Source organism: Antarctobacter albus (genome assembly GCF_900101505.1).
Taxonomy (GTDB): domain Bacteria; phylum Pseudomonadota; class Alphaproteobacteria; order Rhodobacterales; family Rhodobacteraceae; genus Antarctobacter; species Antarctobacter albus.
In genome coordinates this window covers 335,295-353,340 of sequence record NZ_FMZI01000003.1, presented here as the reverse complement: position 1 = coordinate 353,340, position 18,046 = coordinate 335,295, and the positions used below count along the sequence as shown (strand labels likewise).

The window sequence follows — 18,046 nt, the reverse complement described above, 5'->3', positions numbered from 1 at the left end:
GCGCGGGTGGGCAGAGGGCGGAAAAACAGCGGGTTTCTGGCCGGGGCAGAATTTTACCGTTTGATAAAATTCCGACCTGTGGCAGGCTGAGTCCACAGAACAGGAAAAAAACAGGGAGAGGCCATGACCAGCCCGCAGACCCCCGGCATCCAGTCCGGGCGCCTCAGCCAGGATCAGTTGGCTCGGAACTTCGAGGATCTTCACGCGCCTTACGACCCGCACGAGGCGGCGGTGGCGGCGGACCGTTGCTATTTCTGCCACGACGCGCCCTGCGTGACCGCCTGCCCCACCGAAATCGACATCCCGCTGTTCATCCGGCAGATCGCCACCGGCCAGCCGGAGGCGGCGGCCAAGACGATCTTCGAACAGAACATCCTGGGCGGCATGTGCGCCCGGGTCTGCCCCACGGAAACGCTGTGCGAAGAGGCCTGCGTCCGCGAGACCGCCGAGGGCAAGCCGGTCGAGATCGGGCGGCTGCAACGCTATTCCACCGATGCACTGATGGCGCGGCAGGGCCACCCCTTTGACCGCGCCCCCGAGACCGGCAAGCGCGTGGCGGTTGTGGGCGCCGGCCCCGCGGGACTGGCCTGCGCGCACCGGCTGGCGATGAAGGGCCACGCGGTCACCATCTACGAGGCGCGGCCCCGGCCCGGCGGGCTGAACGAATACGGCATCGCCGCCTACAAGACCGTGGACGGCTATGCCGCGCGCGAGGTCGACTGGCTGCTGGGCATCGGCGGCATCACCATCGAGTACCGCAACGCGTTGGGGGTCGAAGTGTCCCTGGACGGGCTGCGCGAGAATTTCGACGCGGTGTTCCTGGGCGTCGGCCTGGCCGGGGTGAACCTGCTGGAAATCGAGGGCGGCGAAAAGGCCGGGGTCGAGGACGCGGTGCGCTTTATCTCCGACCTGCGGCAGAGCGACGACCTGGCCGCCCTGCCGGTGGGCCGCAACGTGGTGGTGATCGGCGGCGGCATGACCGCCGTGGATGCCGCCGTGCAGTCGAAACTGCTGGGCGCCGAGACAGTGACGCTGGCCTATCGCCGCTCGCGCGAGGAAATGCCCGCCAGCGGATTTGAACAGGACCTGGCGGCGTCCAAAGGCGTGCGGCTGATGTTCAACGTGATGCCTGTCGCCATGCACGGCAACGGCGCGGTGCGCGAGATCGAGCTGGAATACACCGAACTGGTGGACGGCAAGCTGCAGGGCACGGGCGAAACCATCCGCCTGCCCGCCGACCAGGTGTTCCGCGCCATCGGCCAGACCCTGGCGCCGGTCGACGGGCTGGACCTGGAGGGCCGCAAGGTCAAGGTGAACGGCGCCGGGCGGACCTCGGTCGCGGGAGTCTGGGCCGGGGGCGACTGCACGCCCGGCGAGGACCTGACCGTTGTCGCCGTGGCCGAAGGCCGCGACGCCGCAGAGGACATTCACGCGACGCTGATGGCGCAGTGACCCCGTCCCGGGCCTGCCCCGGGACCTCCGACCCAAGCAAGAGGCCCCGGATCAAGTCCGGGGCGCGACGGATCAAATGGAGACGTTGAGATGGCTGATCTGACAACCGATTTCCTGGGCATCACCTCGCCCAACCCCTTCTGGCTGGCCTCGGCGCCGCCGACCGACAAGGAATACAACGTCCGCCGCGCCTTCGAGGCGGGCTGGGGCGGCGTGGTCTGGAAGACCCTCGGCGAAGAGGGCCCGCCCGTCGTGAACGTGAACGGCCCGCGCTATGGCGTCGTCTACGGCGCCGACCGGCGGGTTCTGGGCATCAACAACATCGAGCTGATCACCGATCGCCCCCTGGAAACCAACCTCGAGGAAATGGCGCGGGTGAAGGCGGACTACCCCGACCGGGCGCTGATCGCCTCGATCATGGTGCCCTGCGACGAGGCGTCGTGGAAGGCGATCCTGCCGCGCGTGGCGGAGACGGGCTGTGACGGGATCGAGCTGAACTTCGGCTGTCCGCACGGCATGTCCGAACGCGGCATGGGCTCGGCTGTGGGCCAGGTGCCGGAATACATCGAGATGGTCACCCGCTGGTGCAAGCAATACTACGACAAGCCGGTGATCGTGAAGCTGACGCCCAACATCACCGACATCCGCAAGCCTGCCGCGGCGGCGAAGAACGGCGGCGCCGACGCAGTGAGCCTGATCAACACGATCAACTCCATCACCTCGGTCGACCTCGACAATTTCGCCCCCGAGCCGACGATAGACGGCAAAGGATCGCACGGCGGCTATTGCGGCCCGGCGGTGAAACCCATCGCGCTGTCGATGGTCTCGGAAATCGCGCGCAACCCGGAAACGCATGGCCTGCCGATCAGCGGCATCGGTGGCGTGACCACCTGGCGCGACGCGGCAGAGTTCATGGCGCTGGGCTGCGGCAACGTGCAGGTCTGCACGGCGGCCATGACCTATGGCTTCAGGATCGTCGAAGAGATGAAGCGCGGGCTGAGCCAGTGGATGGACGAGAAGGGCTATCGTTCGACCTCCGAATTCATCGGCAAGGCGGTGCCCAATGTCACCGACTGGCAGTACCTGAACCTGAACTACGTCACCAAGGCCAAGATCGACCAGGACGCCTGCATCAAGTGCGGCCGCTGCTATGCCGCCTGCGAGGACACCAGCCACCAGGCGATCTGGATGAAGGAAGGCCGTGTCTTCGAGGTCAACGACGCGGAATGCGTGGCCTGCAACCTGTGCATCGATGTCTGCCCGGTCGAGGACTGCATCACCATGGAGCGGATGGCGGCGGGCAGCACCGACCCGCGCACGGGCAAGACCGTGTCGGACGACTATGCCAACTGGACGACGCATCCGAACAACCCGATGGCCAAGGCGGCGGAGTAAGGCAGGAGGGGCGCTGCCCCTCTGTCGCCTGCGGCGCCATTCACCCCGGAGGTATTTTTGGCCCAAAGAAACATGGGCGCGGACCGGTGTTTCTTTGGGCCTCAAATACCTCCAGGGGAGTCGACCGTAGGGAGACGGGGGCAGCGCCCCCTCAACGGCCCGGCCCGGAATGCGTTGTCCGGTCTTCGGGGGCCGTCAGGGCGTCAGCAAACGCCGGAACAACAGTTCGAGATGCGTCTCGGCCCCGGGATAGGGGTCGTCCGCGTTCAGCACGGCACGCACCTGCACGTCGAAATCCGCATAGTGCTGGGTCAGCGACCAGACGGAGAACATCAGGTGGCGCGGGTCGACCGGCGCCAGCCGCCCCTCGGCAATCCAGCCCTCGATCACCATCGCCAGCCTGTCGACCATGCCGCGCAGCTCGCCCTCGAGCACGGGCATGATCCGGGGCGCGCCCTGCACGATTTCGTTGGCGAAGAGCCGGCTTTGGCGCGGGAAATCCCGCGACATCTGCAGCTTGCGGCGCACGTAGCCAAGCAATTCCTCGACCGGCTCGCCCATTGGGTCGATGGCCTGCAGGGGGTCCAGCCAGGTTTCCAGAAGACCGCGCAGAAGCGCCTCGTAGATCGCCTCCTTGGAAGGGTAGTAGTAGAGCAGGTTGGGTTTCGACAGGCCCGCCTCGCTGGCGATCCGATCCAGCGTGGCGCCGCGGAACCCGGCCTCGGAAAAGACCGTCAGCCCGGCCTCGAGGATCGCCTCGCGCTTGGCCCGTTGGATACGGGTCTGCGGCGCGGCTTTTCCACTTTGTCCCGATGCCGATTTTCCGATCATGGCCACGCGCCCCTGCCCTATTTAACAGCATCTGCCGGAATTGACGGCAGGACGCTTGACTGACTCCTTCCCTCTGGTAGCGTTGATTTGACCGGTTGGTCAAATCGGAACACCCGCGAGAGACGGGGAATTTCACGGGGAGATACGACATGGCCGCACCTGCTGCAAACATGACCATCAATGCCGACCGGCTGTGGGACAGCCTGATGGAAATGGCGAAGATCGGCCCCGGTGTCGCCGGGGGCAACAACCGCCAGACGCTGACCGACGCGGATGGCGAAGGGCGCGCCCTGTTCCAGCGCTGGTGCGAAGAGGCGGGCTGCACCATGGGGCTGGACACGATGGGCAACATGTTCGCCCGGCGCGAGGGCACCGACCCGGACGCGCTGCCGGTCTATGTGGGCTCTCACCTCGACACCCAGCCGACGGGCGGCAAGTACGATGGGGTGCTGGGTGTGCTGGGCGGGCTGGAACTGATCCGGACGCTGAATGACCTGGACATCAAGACGAAACACCCGATCGTCGTGACCAACTGGACCAACGAGGAAGGCACGCGGTTTGCCCCGGCCATGCTGTCCTCGGGTGTCTTTGCCGGGGTGCATGAGCAGGACTGGGCCTATGCGCGCGAGGATGCCGAGGGCAAGTCCTTCGGCGACGAACTGGTACGGATCGGCTGGAAGGGCGACGAGGAGGTGGGCGCGCGCAAGATGCATGCCTTTTTCGAACTGCACATCGAACAGGGTCCGATCCTCGAGGCCGAGGGCGTGGACGTGGGCGTGGTCACGCATGGCCAGGGGCTGTCGTGGACGCAGGTGACGGTGACGGGTAAGGATGCGCACACCGGCTCGACCCCGATGCCGATGCGCAAGAACGCAGGGCTGGCAATGGCGCGCATCCTGGAGAAGGTTGAGGAAATTGCGCTGTCGCACGCCCCGCACGCGGTAGGCGCGGCGGGGCATATCGACGTCTACCCGAACTCGCGCAACGTGATCCCCGGCAAGGCGGTATTCACCGTCGATTTCCGCTCTCCCGAACTGGCGGTGATCCGGGACATGGAGGCGCGGCTGAAGGCGGCGGCAGAGGAGATCTGCACCCACATGGGGCTTGAGGTGGACTTCGAGAAGGTTGGTGGCTTCGACCCTGTGGATTTCGACGAGGGCTGTGTTGCGGCGATCCGGAACGCGGCGGAGCGGCTGGGCTATTCGCACCGCAATATCATCTCTGGCGCCGGGCATGACGCCTGCTGGATCAACCGGGTGGCGCCGACGGCGATGGTGATGTGCCCCTGTGTGGACGGGCTGAGCCACAACGAGGCCGAGGAGATTTCCAAGGACTGGGCCAAGGCGGGGGCGGATGTGCTGTTCCACGCGGTGGTGGAGACGGCGGAGATTGTGGAGTGACACCGCGGACCGGAGACCCCGTCCCGGACTTGATCCGGGACCTCCTGCCGTTCCGAGCCGGCGAGGCCCCGGCGCGGAGGCCGGGGCGGGGTTTACACTTTGTTTACCGAAATTCGGCACTCAGGACCGGTGGCTCATTTCGTCTACATCATGGCCGCTCGTCCGGGGGGCGCACTCTACATCGGCCGCAGCACCAACCTGCGCGACCGCGTCGCGGCACATCGCGCCGGGCTTTCGGTACATACGGCACGATATGGTATCCACACACTGGTCTGGTTCGAGGAACACGCGGAATTCGAGAGTTCCTTGCGCCGGGAACGCCGCCTGAAACGGTGGCGACGCGCGTGGAAAGACCAGTTGATCACCGAGTTCAACCCGAACTGGCAGGACATGATACACGCCATCCCTTGATGTCCGGGGCGCGGCCCCGGCTCAGGGCCGGGGCGGGATACACCAGGGAGACAAACACATGAGCACAGTCATCAAGAACGGCACCATCGTCACGGCGGATCTCAGCTACAAGGGCGACGTGCTGGTCGAGAACGGGATCATCACCGAGATCGGCGAGAACCTGAAGGGCGACGAGGAGCTGGACGCCACCGGCTGTTACGTCATGCCGGGCGGGATCGACCCGCATACGCACCTGGAGATGCCCTTCATGGGCACCTATTCCAGCGATGATTTCGACAGCGGCACCCGGGCGGCACTGGCCGGCGGGACGACGATGGTGGTGGATTTCGCCCTGCCCTCGCCCGACGGCCAGGGCCTGCTGGACGCGCTGCAGATGTGGGACAACAAGTCCGGTCGCGCGCATTGCGATTACTCTTACCACATGGCGGTGACCTGGTGGGGCGAGCAGATCTTCAACGAGATGAAGACCGTCGTCGAGGACCGCGGCATCACCACCTTCAAGCACTTCATGGCCTACAAGGGCGCGCTGATGGTGCAGGACGACGAGATGTTCGCCAGCTTCCAGCGCGTCGGTGAGCTGGGCGGGATCGCCCTTGTCCACGCCGAGAACGGTGACGTGGTGGCGGACCTGTCGCAAAAGCTGCTGGCGGAGGGCAACACCGGACCCGAGGCACATGCCTATTCGCGCCCGCCGCAGGTCGAGGGCGAGGCCGCCAACCGCGCGATCATGATCGCCGACATGGCCGGTGTGCCGCTTTATATCGTGCATGTCTCCTGCGAAGAGGCGCATGAGGCGATCCGGCGCGCGCGCCAGCAGGGCAAGCGCGTCTGGGGAGAGCCGCTGATCCAGCACCTGACGCTGGACGAAAGCGAGTATTTCAACAAGGACTGGGACCATGCCGCGCGCCGCGTGATGTCGCCGCCCTTCCGCAACCAGAAACACCAGGAAAGCCTGTGGCACGGGCTGATGTCCGGCTCTCTCTCGGTCGTGGCGACGGACCACTGCGCCTTCACCACCGATCAGAAACGCTATGGCGTGGGCGATTTCACCAAGATCCCCAACGGCACCGGCGGGCTTGAGGACCGGCTGCCGATGCTCTGGACGCATGGCGTGGGCACCGGGCGGCTGACGCCCGAGGAATTCGTCGCCATGACCTCGACCAATATCGCCAAGATCCTGAACTGCTACCCCCGCAAGGGGGCGATCCGGGTGGGGTCTGATGCGGATATCGTGGTCTGGGACCCGGAAAAGGAAAAAACCATCAGTGCCGCCAGCCAGGTGTCTTCGATCGATTACAACGTCTTCGAGGGCAAACAGGTCAAGGGCCTGCCGCGCTTTACCCTGACGCGGGGCCATGTGGCGGTGCACGACGGCGAGCTGCGGTCGCGCGAAGGTCACGGGCAGTTCGTCAAGCGCACGCCGGGCACGCCCACGAACAAGGCGCTGTCGAAGTGGAAGGAACTGACCGCGCCGCGCCCGGTGACGCGCACCGGCATCCCGGCGAGCGGGGTGTGATGCTTGGTGCGATGCTCATATCCTTGGTGGTCACGCTGGCGCTATATGTCGGCTTGGCATGGGCCTTGATGTGGGCATCGCGTCGCTGGTTGCATGTCTGGGTGTCGATTGGCCTTGCCGTTCTGGCTGCGGGTTCCCTTGTTCAGAACATCATTTCCGGCTTGATCCACTGCAGCCAACCGCCAACGTTCGTCCCGCCGGAACTTGGTTCGGGTGGTGAAGGACAAATGGTTTTCAATTGTGACGCTCCGGGGGGCATGATTGACAGGTTTTACCTGTACTTTCTTGGACCAGTGGCCGTCGCGGCCATTATCTGGCTGGCTTGGCGGTTTTGGGCACGCCGAGATCTCCTTTCGCCGAGGGAGGCCCGATGACCGCCCCTACCCTCTCCGGCGTCCTCGAGGCCGCCGTCTACGTCGATGACCTCGACGCCACCGAGGACTTCTATGGCGGCATTCTGGGGTTGGAAAAGATCATCCGGGTCGAGGGGCGGCATGTCTTCTTTCGCTGCGGCGCATCGGTCGTGCTGGCCTTCATCGCGGAGGCCACGGAGCAGCCGCCCAAGCCGGGCGCCCTGCCCGTGCCGCCGCATGGGGCGCGCGGACCGGGGCACTTGTGTTTCTCTGTGCCGGGGACGGACCTGGACGCGATGGTCGCACACTTGACGGAAAACGGCATCGGGATCGAAAGCGATTTCAACTGGCCGCACGGGCCGCGATCCGTCTATGTGCGGGATCCGGCGGGCAACAGCGTGGAATTCGCGGACCCCGCGCTTTGGGAGATGCCGGAATGAGCGTGCCCGCGTCAGGCCGGAACCAGCGCCTCCAGCTCGGGCAGCAGGACCACGGATTCCTGTTCATGCGGGTCGGTGCGGGCGATCACCGCCACGGCGGGTTCGTCACCGTCGTTCAGCGGCAGATGCGGCACATCCGCCGGGATGTAGATCATGTCGCCCGGCCCCGTCTCCATGCAATGTTCCAGCCGCTCGCCCCAGTACATTTTCGCCCTGCCGGAAATGACATAGATCGCGGTCTCATGGGTCGCATGTTTATGCGCCCTGGCCCGCCCGCCCGGCGGGACCGTCAGCAGGTGCATGCAGATCCCCTGCGCGCCGGCGGTCTCCTTCGCGATGCCCTCGAAATAGGAAAAACCCTGCTTGCCGTCATATGTGCCCCCCGGGCGCAGCTTTTTGCAGTCGGTCATGGTAGATCCCCGGTATCCAACATCCTGAATGTCCAGCTTACAGCGGCCCTGCCGCTTCGCCAAACAAGGATCACGCGTGTTGAGCGATGAAGAAATAAAGAACTGGCCGGAGGCGGGAACCGCCACCACTGCCCCCGTCATCCGGGCGGACCACCTCGACCTGACCTTTCAGACGAATGACGGGCCGGTGCATGCGCTGAAAGACGTCAGCCTGGACATCGCCAAGGGCAGTTTCGTCAGCTTCATCGGCCCCTCGGGCTGTGGCAAGACGACCTTCCTGCGCTGTATCGCGGCGCTGGAGCATCCCACCGGGGGCAGCCTGACGGTGAACGGCATGACGCCCGACGAGGCGCGGCGCGCCCGGGCCTATGGCTATGTCTTTCAGGCCGCCGGTCTGTACCCCTGGCGGACCATCGGGCGCAACATCGCGCTGCCGCTGGAGATCATGGGCTATTCCAGGGCCGAACAGGCCGAACGCGTGGCGCGGGTGCTGGAGCTTGTGGAGTTATCGGGTTTTGAAAAGAAATTCCCCTGGCAACTGTCCGGAGGCATGCAGCAACGTGCGTCCATTGCAAGGGCTCTGGCATTCGATGCAGACATCCTCTTGATGGACGAACCCTTTGGCGCGCTCGATGAGATCGTGCGCGACCGGCTGAACGAGGAATTGCTGAAGCTCTGGGACAAGACGGAAAAGACCATCGGGTTCGTGACCCACTCGATCCCCGAGGCGGTCTACCTGTCGACCCATATCGTCGTGATGAGCCCGCGTCCGGGCCGGATCACCGACGTGATCGAAAGCCCCCTGCCCAAGGAGCGCCCGCTGGACATCCGCGACACGCCGGAATTCATCGAGATCGCGCACCGCGTGCGCGAGGGGCTGCGCGCGGGGTACGAGGAATGAGGGTCACGCAGCGCATTCCCGTCCCGGGCCTGACCCGGAACAAGCTCGCCCCGCGCCGGGAGGGAACGCATGGCTGAGGCGAGCGATCCGAAGGCCGGAGCCACCGCCGGGACGGGTTGGCCCCGCTGGCTGCGACTGCCGCCGGTGCTGGGCATGGTGCTGGCCCTCCTGGCGATCTGGTACGTTGCCGTCGTCCCGATGAACGTCAAGGAGGTGCTGACGGCGGCGGAACGTGCGGGCGTCGAGGTGTCCCCGCCCTCCGCCGTGGACCGGCGCGACATGGGCAACTGGGCTCTGGTCCTTCGCAACCCCCATGCGCTTGGGGACAGCTGGAGCTCGGACCGTCCGAAACTGCCCGCGCCGCATCAGGTGCTGGTGGAGCTTTACGACTCGACCATCGACGAGGAGCTGAACGGGCGGCGCGGGATCGTGCGGTCGGGGACGCTGTCGAACCGCAGCCTAGTCTACCACGCGCTGGTGACGCTGAACGCCACTTTCCTGGGGTTCCTGATCGGCGCCCTGCTGGGCGTGGGCCTGGCGGTGGGGATCGTGCATTCCCGCGTCATGGACATGAGCGTGATGCCCTGGGCCATCGTCAGCCAGACCATCCCCATCGTGGCGCTGGCGCCGATGATCATCGTGGTGCTTTATTCCATCGGGGTGCAGGGGCTGATCCCCAAAGCGGTGATCTCGGCCTATCTCTCCTTCTTCCCGGTGGTCGTGGGCATGGTGAAGGGGCTGCGCAGCCCGGACGCCATGCAGATGGACCTGATGCGCACCTATAGCGCGCCGACTGCCTCGGTGCTGACGAAGCTACGCCTGCCCTCGTCCATTCCCTACCTCTTTGCCTCGCTCAAGATCGCCATCGCGGCCAGCCTTGTGGGCGCCATCGTCGGGGAACTGCCGGTGCAGAAAGGCGGGCTTGGCGCGCGGATGCTGGCGGGCAGCTACTACGGGCAGACCGCGCAGATCTGGGCCGCGCTCCTGGTGGCGGCGGCGCTGGCGGCGCTGCTGGTCTATGCCATCGCGGCCCTGGAAAGGCGCACGCTGCGCAGGATGGGGATGATGCCATGACGCTGGTGATTTTCGCAGTCCTGCTCTGGGCGGTGGGCTTTGGCGTGAACGTCGTGCTGGCGAACGGGCCTGCGCGAGATACCGGCGCTGTGCGCCTTGCGGTGCCGCTGATCTTTGGCCTGACCATCCTGGGCATGTGGGAGCTGATCGTGCGGGGCATGCAGGTCTCGACCGTGATCCTGCCGCCACCCTCGCTGATCGCGGCCAGCTTTGCCGAAAACCTCGGGACGCTTTGGGGCGATTTCGTGCAGACGATCCTCAAGGGGGCGCTGTCAGGCTATATCTTCGGATGCGGCGCGGCCTTTGTGACCGCGCTGCTGGTGGACCGCTCGGACTACCTGCGGCGCGGGTTGCTGCCGCTGGGCAACTTCATGGCGGCCCTGCCCATCGTTGGCACGGCGCCGATCCTGGTGATGTGGTTCGGCTTTGGCTGGCAGTCCAAGGCGGCGGTGGTCGTTCTGATGGTCTATTTCCCGATGCTGGTGAACACGGTCGCCGGCCTGTCGGAAACCACCTCGATGCAGCGCGACCTGATGCGGACTTATGCCGCGACCTGGGGTCAAACGCTGTGGACCTTGCGCCTGCCCGCCGCCCTGCCCTTTGTCTTCAACGGGCTCAAGATCTGCTCGACGCTGGCGCTGATCGGGGCCATCGTTGCCGAGTTCTTCGGCAGCCCGACGCTGGGCCTTGGATTCCGCATCTCGACCAGCATCGGCCAGCTTGACCTCGGGATGGTCTGGTCGGCCATCCTCGTGTCGGCGCTCTCGGGGACGGTGTTCTACGGGCTCGTGGCCCTGGCCGAACGCCGCACGACATTCTGGCACGCCTCGCACCGGGGCGGCCGATAACCGGACCGGACAAAACCGGCCACAAGACACTAGGCACCAAGGAGGTACTGAAGATGAAACAGACATGGATCGCCGCCGTTGCGGCCCTGGGGCTGGCCAGCCCCGCGCTGGCGGCGGACGAGGTCACGCTGCAGCTGAAATGGGTCACGCAGGCGCAGTTCGCGGGCTATTACGTGGCGCTGGAAAACGGCTATTACGAAGAGGCCGACCTTGACGTGACGATCCTGCCCGGCGGGCCGGACATCGCGCCGACGCAGGTGATCGCCGGCGGCGGCGCCGACGTGATCGTGGAGTGGATGCCGGCGGCGCTCTCGGCCCGCGAAAACGGCCTGCCGCTGGTCAATATCGCCCAGCCGTTCAAATCCTCGGGCATGATGCTGACCTGTTGGAAGGACGCCGGGATTTCCGCGCCCGCCGACCTGGACAACCGCACGCTGGGGGTCTGGTTCTTCGGCAACGAATTCCCCTTCCTCGCCTGGATGAGCCAGCTGGACATCGCCACCGACGGCAAGGCCGAAGGCTCGGTCGAGGTGCTGAAACAGGGCTTCAACGTCGACCCGCTGCTGCAGCGGCAGGCGGATTGCATCAGCACCATGACCTATAATGAGTACTGGCAGGTCATCGACGCGGGCGTGTCGCCCGAAGAGCTGATCACCTTCAAGTACGAGGACCAGGGCGTCGCCATGCTGGAAGACGGCCTTTATGTGCTGGAGGAGAACCTCGAGGATCCCGAGTACGTCGACAAGATGGCGCGGTTCGTGGCCGCCTCGATGAAAGGCTGGAAATGGGCCGAAGAGAACCCTGAGGACGCGGCGATGATCGTGCTGGACTATGACGAGACCGGCGCCCAGACCGAGGGCCACCAGATCCGCATGATGGGCGAGGTCGCCAAGCTGACGGCCGGATCGAACGGCGCGCTGGACCCGGCGGATTACCAGCGGACCGTGGATACGCTTTTGGCCGGCGGGTCCGACCCGGTGATCACCAAGGAGCCGGAAGGCGCCTGGACCCATGTCATCACGGATGCGGCGCTGGACTGAGTCCCGGCCCCTGCGTTGAAGAGTTGAGAAAAGCCGCGGAAACGCGGCTTTTCGCTTTTGGGCGCGTTGGGGGCTCTGCCCCCAAACCCCCGGAGGTATTTTCGGCCCAAAGAAACTTGCGTAGTCCCGGTGTGGCCTAGCCGCCCTTGACGCCCGCGACGTTGACGTAGAGCGCGTAGAGAGATTGCGAGGCGGCCATGAACAGGCGGCTGTTGGCGCGCCCGCCGAAGCAGACATTGGCGCAGCGTTCCGGCAGGGCGATGCGCCCGATGGGGCGCCCGTCGGGCGCGAAGACCATGACCCCGTCGAGACCGGGATCGCCCATGCCCCAGCCGCACCAGAGGTTGCCGTCCACATCACAGCGCATCCCGTCCGGCGTGCCCGGCCCGGCGTCGATCTGCACGTGCCGGTTCGACAGGCTCTGCCCGTCCGCGCCGACGTCATAGGCCAGGATCTTGCGGTTGGGCGTGCCGCGGGACTCGACGATGTAGAGGAGGCTTTCGTCCGGCGAAAAGCACAGGCCGTTGGGCCCAAGGATGCCGTCGGCCACCAGGGAGGCCTGCCCCGTTTCCGGGTCCAGCCGGTAGACCGCCTCGGGCAGTTCGGGGTCAGAACGGTAGCCCTCGTAGTTTCCGAGAATGCCGAACACCGGGTCGGAGAACCAGATCGAGCCGTCTGATTTCACGATGATGTCGTTGGGCGAGTTCAGGCGCTTGCCGTCGAACCTGTCCATCAGCACCGTGATCGTGCCATCATGTTCGGTGCGGGTGATGCGCCGCGTTCCATGTTCGCAGGAGATCAGCCTGCCCTGCCGGTCGCGCGTGTGGCCGTTGGCGTAGTTCGACGGCGCGCGGTATTCGCTGACGGCGCCCGTTTCCTCGGTCCAGCGCATGATGCGGTTGTTGGGGATGTCGCTCCACAGGAGGTGGCGGGCGTCGCCGAACCAGACCGGGCCTTCGGCCCAGCGCAGGCCCGTCGCCAGCCGTTCGATCCCCGCCAGCGGCAGGCGGTACTTGTCGAAGGCGGGATCGAGCGATTGCACCGCCGGGTCGGGATAGCGCGTCGTCGGCGCCCAGCCGTTCGGGAATAGGTCCTTGTCGCTCACCTGTCGTCTCCTCCTGCTGACGTGGAGACGAAACTCGGGCGTGGCCGCGCGATTGTAAAGGCTCAGCGATGCTTCAGCGCGATCCCCTGCCCGGCCTCGGGCGGGGTGCCCAGCGCGCGATGTGCCGCCAGCACCTTCGCCAGCCTTTCGGCGACCTGCGGCTGCCAGGCCTCGGCGCGGCGGGTGTCGAGGTTGAAGCCCAGCATCTTGGTCTCGTTGGTGGCGCTTGGCCTGCCATCGGCGTCCAGCACGCGGTGAAAGAGGACGAACCGCTTGGCGTCCAGGTCCAGAAGCTGCGTCTGGATGGAAAACGCCGCGCCTTCCGCCAGTTCGCCGGTATAGGTGACGTGGTTCTCGACGATGGCGTATTCATGGCCCGCGCGGGCCTCGATCGTCTGGACGGGCGCGTTGATCCAGTTCCAGAAGGCCCAGTTTGCCTGGTCGCAGATGGTCAGGTAGTGGGCCATGTTCAGGTGGCGGTATTCGTCCACCCACTCGGGTTTGACCCTATTGCGGACAAGGGTCAGAGGGGCCGCGATCTCTCCTGTCCAATCGTGCAGGAAGGTTTCGGTCTCCAGCATCAGCGGCCCTTCCAGACCGGGTCGCGCTTTTCGGAAACCGAGGCGATGCCCTCTACGGCGTCCTCGCTGGCGTAGACGCGCCCGTAGGCGCAGAGGTTGCCGGCGCGCATGCGGTCAAAGGCTGCGCACTCGCCCAGCCCGTCGGTGGCGCGGTCGATTTCCTTGATCGCCTGCAGCGAGAGAGGCGCGGAGGCGGCGACACGGTTTGCCAGCTCCAGCGCGGCGTCCATAAGCCGATCCGCGGGCACCACGGTATTGACGACGCCCCAGCGGTGCAGCTCTTCGGCCCCGGCGCGGCGGCCGGTCATCAGCATTTCCATCGCCACCGCGCGCGGCAGGCGGCGCGGCAGGCGGATCACCCCGCCGCTGTCGGGCACGACGCCGATGGTGGCCTCGGGCAGGGCAAACTCGGCGTGGTCGGCGGCGACGATCATGTCCGCCGCCAGCGCCAGCTCGAACCCGCCGCCCAGCGCCAGCCCGTTGACGGCGGCGATGACGGGTTTGGTCAGGTCCCAGTATTCGGTCAGTCCGGCGAAGCCGCCGACGCCCTGGTACGCATCCGCCGCCTCGCCTTCGGCGGCGGCCTTGAGGTCCCAGCCGGCGGAAAAGAAGCGTTCACCGCCCCCGGTCACGATGCCGACGGAGAGCGTGTCGTCCTCTTGCAGGCAGCGAAACGCCTCACCCAGCGCGATGCTGGTGGCGGCGTCGATCGCGTTGGCCTTGGGCCGGTCCAAAGTCACCAGCAGCACGCGCCCGCGCCGCTCTGTCGCTACATCGCTCATGTCTCTACCAGTCGCGCCAGGTAGGCGCCGTAGCCGGATTTTCCGAACATGCGGGCGCGTTCCATCAAGGCATCCGCATCTATCCAGCCCTGTTGATAAGCGATCTCTTCGGGGCAGCCAACCTGCTGGCCCTGCCGTTCCGACAGGGTGCGGACGAAATTGCCCGCATCCAGAAGCGAGCCATGCGTGCCGGTGTCCAGCCAGGCATAGCCGCGCCCCATCTGCTGCACGTTGAGCAGCCCTTCGTGCAGGTACATCTCCAGGAGCGACGTGATTTCCAGCTCTCCACGTGCCGAGGGGGCAACCGCGCGCGCCCGGTCCGGCGCGCTGCCGTCGAGGAAATAGAGCCCGGTGACCGCGTAGGGTGACGGTGCCTTTGTCGGCTTCTCGATAATCGAGCGCACCGTGCCATCGGGGCCGAAGTCCACCACGCCGTAGCGTTCCGGATCGGCGACCCGGTAGCCGAAGACCGTGCCGCCCGCCTCTTGCGCATCGGCAGTGCGCAGCTGTTCCGGCAGCCCGTGGCCGAAAAAGATGTTGTCCCCCAGCACCATAGCCGAGGGCGCGCCATTGAGAAAGGATTCGGCCAGCAGATAGGCCTGCGCCAGCCCGTCCGGAGAGGGCTGCACCACATAGTCCAGCGACAGTCCCCACTGGCTGCCATCGCCCAGCGTGCGGCGGAACTGTTCCTGGTCCTGTGGCGTGGTGATGATGCAGATCTCGCGGATGCCGGTCAGCATCAGCACCGAGAGAGGGTAGAAGATCATCGGCTTGTCGTAGATCGGCACCAGCTGTTTCGAGATGCCCATCGTGATCGGGTACAGCCGCGTGCCCGATCCCCCCGCCAGAATGATGCCCTTGCGCCTGGTCATGCGACCCCCTGAAATCCCCGTGTTCCGCCCCTAGTGCCCCCCTACTCTGTCAAGAGTTTGGCGAAAGGGGAAACAATCCGTACGCTGACGCCCCGCTTGCGCCTTACTGTTGCCGCCTGACTTGGTTAAAAGGGCGCCGAACTCTGGACCGATGGGGGCCCTATGCTCGACGTTCAAGCCACCGCCTTGCCCGGTGTGCTCATCCTGACGCCGCGCCGGTTCGGCGATGCGCGCGGCTATTTCAGCGAAAGCTGGAACCGCAAGCGCATGGCCGAACACGGGATCGACCTGGATTTCGTGCAGGACAACCACTCGCTCTCGGCCGAGGCCGGCACCCTGCGCGGGCTGCATTTCCAGGCGCCCCCCTATGCCCAGGACAAGCTGGTGCGCTGCGGGCGCGGGCGGCTTTTCGACGTGGCGGTGGACATCCGGATGGGCTCTCCGACCTATGGCAACTGGATCGGGGTCGAGTTGAGCGCCGAGAATGGCAAGCAAATGCTGGTGCCACGCGGGTTCCTGCACGGGTTCGTCACGCGCGCGCCCGACACCGAAGTGATCTACAAGTGCTCGGATTACTACGCCCCCGACTGCGAAGGCGCGGTGCGTTTCGACGATCCCGCCATCGGCATCGACTGGGGCCTGGAGGGGTTTCCGATCCTGAGCGAAAAGGACGCTGCGGCACCGCTGTTCGACAAGCTGAACAGCCCTTTCACCTGGGAAGGCACGTCATGAAACTGCTGGTCACGGGCGGCGCCGGGTTCATCGGTTCGGCGGTGGTGCGGCAGGCGATTGCCGCAGGGCACGAGGTGGTGAACCTGGATGCGCTGACCTATGCCGCCTGTCTCGACAACCTGGCCTCGGTCGCGGACGATCCCGGCTATGCCTTTGAACATGCGGACATCCGTGACCGCGCCGCGCTGGACCGGATCTTCGCGCAGCATCGCCCGGACGCGGTGATGCACCTGGCGGCCGAAAGCCATGTCGACCGCTCGATCGACGGGCCGGGCACCTTCATCGACACCAATGTCATGGGCACCTTCCACCTGCTGGAGGCGGCGCGCACCTACTGGACCCGCGAGGGCCGGCCCGAGGGCTTCCGCTTTCACCATATTTCCACCGACGAGGTCTTTGGCTCGCTGGGCGCGGAGGGACAGTTCACCGAGGAGACGCCCTATGATCCGCGCTCGCCCTATTCGGCGTCCAAGGCCGGGTCGGACCACCTGGTGCGCGCCTGGCACGAAACCTACGGCCTGCCCGTCGTCCTGACCAATTGCTCGAACAACTACGGCCCCTTCCATTTCCCCGAGAAACTGATCCCCGTGGTGATCCTGAACGCGCTGGCGGGCAAGCCGCTGCCGATCTACGGGGACGGCTCGAACGTGCGCGACTGGCTTTATGTCGAGGACCACGCAGAGGCGCTGCTCTTGGTGGTGCAAAGGGGCGCGGTGGGGCGCAGCTACAACATCGGTGGCGAGAACGAGCGCGCGAACCTCGACTTGGTGCGGACGCTCTGCGCGATCCTCGACCGGAAGCGCCCGCGAGACAGCGGGTCCCATGCCGACCTGATCACCTTCGTCACCGACCGGCCCGGCCATGACGCCCGCTATGCCATCGACCCGGCACGCATCCGCGAGGAACTGGGCTGGCGGCCCTCGGTGACGGTGGAGGAAGGGCTGGAAAAGACCGTCGACTGGTATCTTGCGAACGAGCCGTGGTGGCGCGCCCTGCAGGCCCGCCAGGGCGTGGGAGAACGGCTGGGGGTGGGCGCATGATCCTGGTCTTCGGCCGGACCGGACAGGTCGCGACAGAGTTGCAACGCCTGGGCGATGTCACCGCCTTGGGGCGCGACCAGGCCGATCTGGCGGACCCCGGGGCCTGCGCCGAGGCCATCCGCACCCGCCAGCCCCGGGTCGTCATCAACGCCGCCGCCTACACGGCGGTCGATCGGGCCGAAGACGAAGAGCCGCTGGCCACCACGATCAACGGCGCGTCCCCAGCCGCGATGGCCCGCGCCTGCGCGGCGATCGGGACCCCACTGGTCCATATCTCGACCGACTATGTCTTTGACGGGTCGGGCACCCGCCCCTGGTCGCCGGACGATCCCACCCGTCCGATCAATGCCTATGGCCGGTCGAAACTGGCCGGCGAAACCGGCATCCGCGCGGCGGGCGGCTCCCATGCCATCCTGCGGACTTCATGGGTTTTTTCCGCGCACGGCAACAACTTCGTCAAGACGATGCTGCGACTGGGCAAAGATTGCGACCGGCTGAGTATCGTCGCCGACCAGGTGGGCGGCCCCACCTCTGCCGCCGCCATCGCGCGGGTCTGCCTGACCGTGGCAGAGGCGCTGTGTCTGCATCCGGACAGGACCGGCACCTATCACCTGTCCGGCGGGCCGGATGTCAGCTGGGCCGATTTCGCCCGCGCGGTCTTTGCCCGTACGGGACGGACGCCCGAGGTGGCGGATATTCCCAGCAGCGCCTACCCCACCCCGGCGGCCCGCCCGCACAACTCGCGTCTGGACAACACGGCGCTTACGCGGGCCTTCAACCTGGGCCGTCCGGACTGGCAGGCGGATCTCGACGAGGTATTGCGGGACCTCGATCGTCTCTAGGCCGCGTCCGCCGCGCGCATT

At 66.1% G+C, this 18,046-nt stretch carries 19 protein-coding genes; 13 read left to right on the top strand and 6 right to left on the bottom strand.

Annotated elements, in window-relative coordinates:
• Positions 1-123 precede the first annotated feature (123 nt).
• Positions 124-1,452, top strand: a complete 1,329-nt coding sequence (locus tag BLQ71_RS07305; protein ID WP_074621217.1) for an NAD(P)-dependent oxidoreductase — start codon at positions 124-126, stop codon at positions 1,450-1,452.
• Positions 1,453-1,542: 90 nt separating this feature from the next.
• Positions 1,543-2,847 carry an NAD-dependent dihydropyrimidine dehydrogenase subunit PreA gene (preA, locus tag BLQ71_RS07300; protein WP_074621216.1) on the top strand — a complete coding sequence of 435 codons (1,305 nt, stop codon included), beginning with the start codon at positions 1,543-1,545 and terminating at the stop codon, positions 2,845-2,847.
• Positions 2,848-3,042: 195 nt separating this feature from the next.
• Here the strand turns inward: preA and BLQ71_RS07295 are convergent, their stop codons facing one another.
• Positions 3,043-3,678: a TetR family transcriptional regulator C-terminal domain-containing protein gene (locus BLQ71_RS07295; RefSeq protein ID WP_052244212.1), complete on the bottom strand. Its 636-nt coding sequence runs from the start codon at positions 3,676-3,678 to the stop codon at positions 3,043-3,045.
• A 149-nt stretch (positions 3,679-3,827) separates the two neighbouring features.
• On the opposite strand from BLQ71_RS07295, the gene BLQ71_RS07290 reads away from it, so the two are divergent.
• The 4 genes from BLQ71_RS07290 (at position 3,828) to BLQ71_RS07270 (ending at position 7,798) form a co-directional block, all read left to right on the top strand.
• The gene (locus tag BLQ71_RS07290; RefSeq protein ID WP_043136528.1) at positions 3,828-5,078 is read left to right on the top strand and encodes a Zn-dependent hydrolase; all 1,251 of its coding nucleotides are present in this window, start codon (positions 3,828-3,830) and stop codon (positions 5,076-5,078) included.
• A gap of 129 nt (positions 5,079-5,207) precedes the next feature.
• Positions 5,208-5,489, top strand: coding sequence for a GIY-YIG nuclease family protein (locus tag BLQ71_RS07285; RefSeq protein ID WP_088702302.1), 282 nt, complete (start codon positions 5,208-5,210; stop codon positions 5,487-5,489).
• A 58-nt stretch (positions 5,490-5,547) separates the two neighbouring features.
• Positions 5,548-7,005, top strand: a complete 1,458-nt coding sequence (gene hydA / locus BLQ71_RS07280) for a dihydropyrimidinase (RefSeq protein WP_074621215.1) — start codon at positions 5,548-5,550, stop codon at positions 7,003-7,005.
• A gap of 370 nt (positions 7,006-7,375) precedes the next feature.
• The gene (locus tag BLQ71_RS07270; RefSeq protein WP_074621214.1) at positions 7,376-7,798 is read left to right on the top strand and encodes a VOC family protein; all 423 of its coding nucleotides are present in this window, start codon (positions 7,376-7,378) and stop codon (positions 7,796-7,798) included.
• Positions 7,799-7,809: 11 nt separating this feature from the next.
• Here BLQ71_RS07270 and BLQ71_RS07265 read toward each other — a convergent pair whose 3' ends face one another.
• On the bottom strand, positions 7,810-8,208 hold the full coding sequence (locus BLQ71_RS07265) for a cupin domain-containing protein (RefSeq protein WP_043136513.1): 399 nt from the start codon (positions 8,206-8,208) through the stop codon (positions 7,810-7,812).
• Between the two features lie 79 nt (positions 8,209-8,287).
• Here BLQ71_RS07265 and BLQ71_RS07260 point away from each other — a divergent pair, with 79 nt between their 5' ends.
• The 4 genes from BLQ71_RS07260 to BLQ71_RS07245 all read left to right on the top strand — a co-directional run bounded on the left by BLQ71_RS07260 (position 8,288) and on the right by BLQ71_RS07245 (position 12,071).
• On the top strand, positions 8,288-9,109 hold the full coding sequence (locus tag BLQ71_RS07260) for an ABC transporter ATP-binding protein (protein WP_373286025.1): 822 nt from the start codon (positions 8,288-8,290) through the stop codon (positions 9,107-9,109).
• A gap of 153 nt (positions 9,110-9,262) precedes the next feature.
• Positions 9,263-10,183, top strand: coding sequence for an ABC transporter permease (locus BLQ71_RS07255; RefSeq protein WP_074621286.1), 921 nt, complete (start codon positions 9,263-9,265; stop codon positions 10,181-10,183).
• A complete protein-coding gene (locus BLQ71_RS07250) occupies positions 10,180-11,031 on the top strand; it encodes an ABC transporter permease (RefSeq protein WP_074621213.1) in 852 nt (283 codons plus the stop codon). The genes BLQ71_RS07255 and BLQ71_RS07250 overlap by 4 nt, the downstream gene beginning before the upstream one ends.
• A gap of 53 nt (positions 11,032-11,084) precedes the next feature.
• Positions 11,085-12,071, top strand: a complete 987-nt coding sequence (locus BLQ71_RS07245) for an ABC transporter substrate-binding protein (RefSeq protein WP_043136508.1) — start codon at positions 11,085-11,087, stop codon at positions 12,069-12,071.
• A 136-nt stretch (positions 12,072-12,207) separates the two neighbouring features.
• Here BLQ71_RS07245 and BLQ71_RS07240 read toward each other — a convergent pair whose 3' ends face one another.
• The 4 genes from BLQ71_RS07240 to rfbA all read right to left on the bottom strand — a co-directional run bounded on the left by BLQ71_RS07240 (position 12,208) and on the right by rfbA (position 15,411).
• Positions 12,208-13,176 (bottom strand): SMP-30/gluconolactonase/LRE family protein, encoded by a 969-nt coding sequence (locus BLQ71_RS07240; RefSeq protein WP_074621212.1) that lies wholly within the window; start codon positions 13,174-13,176, stop codon positions 12,208-12,210.
• Positions 13,177-13,238: 62 nt separating this feature from the next.
• Positions 13,239-13,757 (bottom strand): thioesterase family protein, encoded by a 519-nt coding sequence (locus BLQ71_RS07235; protein WP_074621211.1) that lies wholly within the window; start codon positions 13,755-13,757, stop codon positions 13,239-13,241.
• Positions 13,757-14,539, bottom strand: coding sequence for an enoyl-CoA hydratase-related protein (locus tag BLQ71_RS07230; protein WP_074621210.1), 783 nt, complete (start codon positions 14,537-14,539; stop codon positions 13,757-13,759). Before BLQ71_RS07230 ends, BLQ71_RS07235 begins: the two co-directional genes overlap by 1 nt.
• The gene (rfbA, locus tag BLQ71_RS07225) at positions 14,536-15,411 is read right to left on the bottom strand and encodes a glucose-1-phosphate thymidylyltransferase RfbA (protein WP_074621209.1); all 876 of its coding nucleotides are present in this window, start codon (positions 15,409-15,411) and stop codon (positions 14,536-14,538) included. Before rfbA ends, BLQ71_RS07230 begins: the two co-directional genes overlap by 4 nt.
• Positions 15,412-15,573: 162 nt before the next feature.
• Between rfbA and rfbC the strand changes: the two genes are divergently transcribed.
• The 3 genes from rfbC to rfbD are packed head-to-tail and all read left to right on the top strand — an operon-like array spanning position 15,574 to position 18,025.
• Positions 15,574-16,143 carry a dTDP-4-dehydrorhamnose 3,5-epimerase gene (gene rfbC, locus BLQ71_RS07220; RefSeq protein WP_074621208.1) on the top strand — a complete coding sequence of 190 codons (570 nt, stop codon included), beginning with the start codon at positions 15,574-15,576 and terminating at the stop codon, positions 16,141-16,143.
• Positions 16,140-17,183, top strand: a complete 1,044-nt coding sequence (gene rfbB / locus BLQ71_RS07215) for a dTDP-glucose 4,6-dehydratase (protein WP_074621207.1) — start codon at positions 16,140-16,142, stop codon at positions 17,181-17,183. The genes rfbC and rfbB overlap by 4 nt, the downstream gene beginning before the upstream one ends.
• Positions 17,180-18,025 carry a dTDP-4-dehydrorhamnose reductase gene (rfbD, locus tag BLQ71_RS07210; RefSeq protein ID WP_074621206.1) on the top strand — a complete coding sequence of 282 codons (846 nt, stop codon included), beginning with the start codon at positions 17,180-17,182 and terminating at the stop codon, positions 18,023-18,025. The genes rfbB and rfbD overlap by 4 nt, the downstream gene beginning before the upstream one ends.
• The last annotated feature ends 21 nt before the right edge of the window (positions 18,026-18,046 follow it).